The organism is Nocardia sp. NPDC004722 (assembly GCF_053601505.1).
In genome coordinates this window covers 1-4,779 of the sequence record NZ_JBSGBY010000622.1, presented here as the reverse complement: position 1 = coordinate 4,779, position 4,779 = coordinate 1, and the positions used below count along the sequence as shown (strand labels likewise).

General features: G+C 68.1%; 4 protein-coding genes and 1 pseudogene. 4 read left to right on the top strand and 1 reads right to left on the bottom strand.

Going from position 1 to position 4,779, the window contains the following annotated elements; genetic code table 11:
* On the bottom strand, positions 1-606 hold a 606-nt coding region (locus tag ACWELQ_RS38270), incomplete at its 3' end, for a TetR family transcriptional regulator (protein ID WP_452401900.1).
* Positions 607-684: 78 nt separating this feature from the next.
* Between ACWELQ_RS38270 and ACWELQ_RS38265 the strand changes: the two genes are divergently transcribed.
* From ACWELQ_RS38265 to ACWELQ_RS38250, 4 genes and pseudogenes are all read left to right on the top strand, one after another.
* Positions 685-2,007, top strand: a complete 1,323-nt coding sequence (locus ACWELQ_RS38265; RefSeq protein ID WP_452401899.1) for a lipase family protein — start codon at positions 685-687, stop codon at positions 2,005-2,007.
* A 34-nt stretch (positions 2,008-2,041) separates the two neighbouring features.
* Positions 2,042-3,628 (top strand): GMC oxidoreductase, encoded by a 1,587-nt coding sequence (locus tag ACWELQ_RS38260; RefSeq protein ID WP_452401898.1) that lies wholly within the window; start codon positions 2,042-2,044, stop codon positions 3,626-3,628.
* A gap of 140 nt (positions 3,629-3,768) precedes the next feature.
* Complete coding sequence (locus ACWELQ_RS38255; RefSeq protein WP_452401901.1) at positions 3,769-4,473, top strand: response regulator transcription factor; 705 nt, start codon at positions 3,769-3,771, stop codon at positions 4,471-4,473.
* 64 nt (positions 4,474-4,537) lie between these two features.
* Positions 4,538-4,779: pseudogene (locus ACWELQ_RS38250) on the top strand (two-component sensor histidine kinase); the annotation flags it as partial.

The window sequence follows — 4,779 nt, the reverse complement described above, 5'->3', positions numbered from 1 at the left end:
CAAACGTTCGGGTAACGCTCGATTATTTGTACCCGATGACCAGTTTGTCCTTCCGTTCGGACGGAAGTCGGGGCTGGGTATCGATGCGAGGAGAAGGATTTCGGAGACCTTCAGGGTGCCGTCGGCGCATTGGGCGAGGAGTGAGTAGGTCATGTTGGAGAGGATTACGGCTATGTCGGCGAGGTAGACGGGGTTCGCGCCGGCGAGGACGGCGGCCGCGACGGGGAAGACGGCGTCGAGGCCGTGGTTGTCGAGGCGGGTGGAGGAGCCGCCGGTGCGGGCTCGGTGGTAGGCCTCGAGCATGATGGGGTGGCGTTCCCAGGGGGAGAAGACGTGGCGGATGACGCGCAGGAGGCCGTCGTGGAGGGATTCGCCGGGGGGTGGGGGTGTCATCGGGAGGTAGGTGTTCTCCTCCATCCAGAGTTCGATGGCGGAGACGAGCAGGTCGTCGCGGGTGGGGAAGAGTTTGTAGATGGTGCTGAGGGAGACGCGGGCGCGGCGGGCGACTTCGCGCAGTTGGACCGCGTCGTAGCCGTCGGCCTCGAGCAGGGCGCGCACCTCGTGGAGGATCCGCGCCCGTAATGCCTCTTCCGTTTCCCGTGCCATACCGCTACGGTAACGCCGTTACTCGAGTAACCGGGTTACTCGAATCGTGTGACGGAAGTCCGTAGCCGAAAGACCGCGATGCCTCGTCAGCAGTACCTGTCCGCTTCACCCGTGCTCCGAACCGCCGTGGCGGGAGCCGCCGCCTGCCTCGCCGTGGCGGCCACCGCGCTCGCGGCGACACCGGCCGCCGCCGAGCCGGTGAACGATTTCTATTACCCGCCAGCGCAATTCGATGCGACGCCGGGCGCGGTGATCAAAACCGAGCCGATGTCGGTATACGCCGCGGCCCCGGCCGAGGACGGCAGCTGGCCGCTGCCCGCCCAGCGGGTCATGTACACCTCCCGCACCCAGGACGACGCGTCCGTGGCCGTGACCGGCACGTTCATCGATTCGACCCAGCCCTGGCGGGGGAGCGGGCCGCGGCCGACGGTGCTGATCGCGCCGGGCACCGTCGGGCAGGGCGATCAGTGCGCGTTGTCGCTGGCGTTCCCGACGGGGATCTACGCGAGCCTCACCCCGCCGACGTTCTCGGCCAATCAGGAGGCGCAGTCGGCGTTCGCGTGGAACGCGCTGGGCGCACGCGTGTTCGTGACCGACTACATCGGGATGGGGACGCCGGGAATCCACACCTACGCCAACCGGATCGAGGAGGCGCACGCCGTGCTCGACGCGGCGCGCGCGGCGAACGCGTTGTCGGGCAGCGGGACCGCGACGCCGCTCGCCTTCTGGGGTTATTCGCAGGGCGGTGGCGCGAGCGCGGCGGCCGCGGAGATGCAGCCGGGGTACGCGCCGGAGTTGAATCTGAAGGGCACGTGGGCGGGTGCGCCGACCGCGGATCTGTCGGCCATTCTGGACCGGATCGAAGGCAGCCTGATCGGCGGCGCGGTCGGGTTCGCGCTCAACGGATTCCTCGACCGGTATCCGGAGCTGCGGCCGGAATTCGAGGCGCGGGTGACGCCCGCCGGGCAGGACCTGCTGCGGGAGCTGTCGAACGAATGCATCGGTGATGTGATCGCCTTGCACCCGTTCCTGCGGACCAACGCTTTCACCGTCGACGGACGACCGCTCGTCGATCACATGCGTGAAATCCCGGCGATCCAAACCGTTTTGCGGCAGCAGCGCATCGGATCGCTTACGCCGGCCAGCCCGGTATTCATTACCAGTGGCCGCAATGACGACACCGTTCCCTATGGTCAGGCCCGGCAATTGGCGGCCGATTGGTGCGCTTCCGGGGCCACGGTCACCTTCCGGACCAATGAATTGCCGCCGATACTTCCGGGTGCCACGATCCCCAATCATTTCGGTCCGGAGATCATCGACGGATTCGGCACCGACGATGCGATCGGCTACCTGATGGATCGGCTGAACGACAAGCCGCTGTCCGGTTGCGCCCTCGATTGAATCACTAAAAGCCGTCGACTTTTCAAGGTATTACATGTCGGATATCTCGCGTCGCTCCCTGCTGTCCGGAGCCGCCGCGCTCATCGCCGCCGCACCGCTCGCCGGAGCCGGTTCGGCGAAAGTCGCCCGCGTCAACAGGGTTCGGCTCACCCGCGAAGACCATCGGGTGATCGTCATCGGTTCCGGATTCGGCGGCGGCGTCACCGCCCTGCGCCTGGCCGAGGCCGGTGTCCCGGTGCTGCTGCTCGAACGCGGCATGCGCTGGCCCACCGGCCCGAACGCGCAGACCTTCCCGCGTGCCACGGCACCGGACAAGCGCATGCTGTGGCACCGGTCGAGCCCGGAATTGTTCGGCAGGCCCGTGGCTTTCGAGCCGTACACCGGACTGGTCGAGGCGGTCCCGGGCGAGAACATGACCGCCCTGTGCGCGGCCGGTCTGGGCGGCGGATCGCTTGTCTACCAGGGCATGTCGCTGCAACCCACCGAGGCGGCGTTCCGCACCCATTTCCCGGAGGGCTTCGACTGGCAGGCCCTCGACCGCGTCTACTACCCGCGAGTGGCGCGCATGCTGAGCCTGGCTGTCGCACCCGATGAGCTGATCGACACGAAGAACTACACGGCCGCAAGGGTTTTCGCCGAACGTGCCCGTGCGGCCGGACTGCCGGTGTCGAAGATCCCCATGCCCATCGACTGGAATTACGCCCTCGCCGAACTGCGCGGCGAAATGTCCCCCTCCTACACCAACGGCGACGGCTCCCTGGGGGTGAACAACGGCGGCAAACACACCGTCGACGTCACCTACATCGCCGCCGCCGAGGCCACCGGCCGCGTCACCGTCGAAACCCTGCACGAGGTCACCGATCTCGCGCGGGCCGCCGACGGCCGCTGGGTCGTGCACGTGAACCGCACCGACACGACTGGCGCCGTGCTGGAGAACAAGATCCTCACCGCCGACGCGGTGGTATTGGCCGCGGGCAGCCTCAACACCACCAGGCTGCTGGTGCGCGCGGCGGCCACGGGCCAGATCCCCGATCTCCCCGACGATCTCGGGCGCGGCTGGGGCACCAACGCCGATCGCATCTACGTCTGGACCGACCCCGCCCGGGAATTCGGCCTCGCCCAAGGCGGTCCCGTCGTCTACGGCAGCCTGAATTGGGACGACCCCGCCACCGCCCACACCGTCATCCAGGCGTCCATCCCGCCGCTGTCGGTGGACGCGCACAGCACCATGCTCGTCGGCTACGGCGTCAGTTCCGGCCGCGGCGAATTCCGCTACGACCCGGCCGCCGATACCGCAACCCTGCACTGGCCCGCCGACGGCGACACCACCATCCAGGCCGACCACATCGACCCCACCGTCCGCCGCATCGCAGGCGAGGCGAGCACCCTGCTCGACACCAACGCCGTATTCCCCTCCACCTGGCACCCTCTCGGCGGCGCGAGCATGGGTGCCGTGTGCGACCTCGAGGGCCGAGTCCTGGGCCAATCCGGCCTCTACGTCCTCGACGGCGCGCTCATGCCCGGCACCACCGCCGCCTGCAACCCGTCCCTGACCATCGCCGCCCTCGCCGAACGTGCCCTCGACCAGCTGACCACCACCGACGTCGGCCGAACCCTGTGAACCATCCGCGAGTGGCACAGCGGGGGCACAGGTCTCACAGCTGACACATAGGTTCGGCCCAGCTACGCCCCAGTCGGGTCCCTGACGCTGTAACAATGTCTGTGGTGACCTCGGGAAACGCCCCGATTGAGCGGGCCGCGTTGCGGCGTGCCGACGGGAGTCCCCTCACGGTGCTGGTGGTGGACGACGAACCGGCGCTGGCGGAGTTGCTGGGTTTGGCGCTGCGCTATGAGGGGTGGTCGGTCGAGACCGCGCTGGACGGGCGGACGGCCGTGACCCGGGCGCGGGAGTCGCGGCCCGATGTGGTCGTGCTCGACCTGATGCTGCCGGATATGACCGGTCTGCAAGTGCTGGAACGGTTGCGGCAGCTGCGGCCGGAACTGCCGGTGCTGATGCTGACCGCCAAGGATTCGGTGGAGGATCGCATCGCGGGGCTGACCGCGGGCGGCGACGACTATGTCACCAAGCCGTTCAGCATCGAGGAGGTGGTGTTGCGGTTGCGGGCGCTGCTGCGGCGCTCGGGCGTCGCCACCGAGAACAGCTGCTCGCGACTGGTGGTCGGCGACCTCGAGCTGGACGAGGACAGTCACGAGGTCAGCCGCGACGGCGTCGAGATCGCGCTCACCACAACGGAATTCGAGCTGCTGCGACTGTTCATGCGCAATCCGCGCCGGGTGCTGAGCAAGGCGCAGATCCTGGACCGGGTCTGGAGCTACGACTTCGGCGGGCGCTCCAACATCGTCGAACTGTATGTCTCGTATCTGCGTAAGAAGATCGACAGCGGTCGTGCGCCGATGATCCACACACTGCGAGGGGCCGGCTATGTCCTCAAACCCGCCCGTTGAGAAGACTCGAGTCGAGTCGAAGCAGATCGGCGAAACAACTAGGCCCGCAACGCCATCCGGACCGGTGATCGCGCCCACGGTGCGAGCGCCGCGCCGCCGGTGGTCGCTGCGGGCACGTCTGCTGGTCGGGCAGGCGGTGCTGCTGGTGGTCGCGGTCGCGGGCATCGGCGTCGCGACTGAGCTTGCGGTGCAACAGTTTCTGGGGCACGAGGTGGACGTGAGCCTGAACGAGACGGCCAAGCGGGCGCTCGGCGATTCCGGTGGCGGACCGGTGCTGGGTCCGCAGCCGCCCGACCAGCACGCACC

What these genes read in the sequence shown, in the direction of transcription:
- ACWELQ_RS38265 (WP_452401899.1), top strand. Translation starts at nt 685, where the DNA reads ATGCCTCGTCAGCAGTACCTGTCCGCTTCACCCGTGCTCCGAACCGCC.
- ACWELQ_RS38260 (WP_452401898.1), top strand. Translation starts at nt 2,042, where the DNA reads ATGTCGGATATCTCGCGTCGCTCCCTGCTGTCCGGAGCCGCCGCGCTC.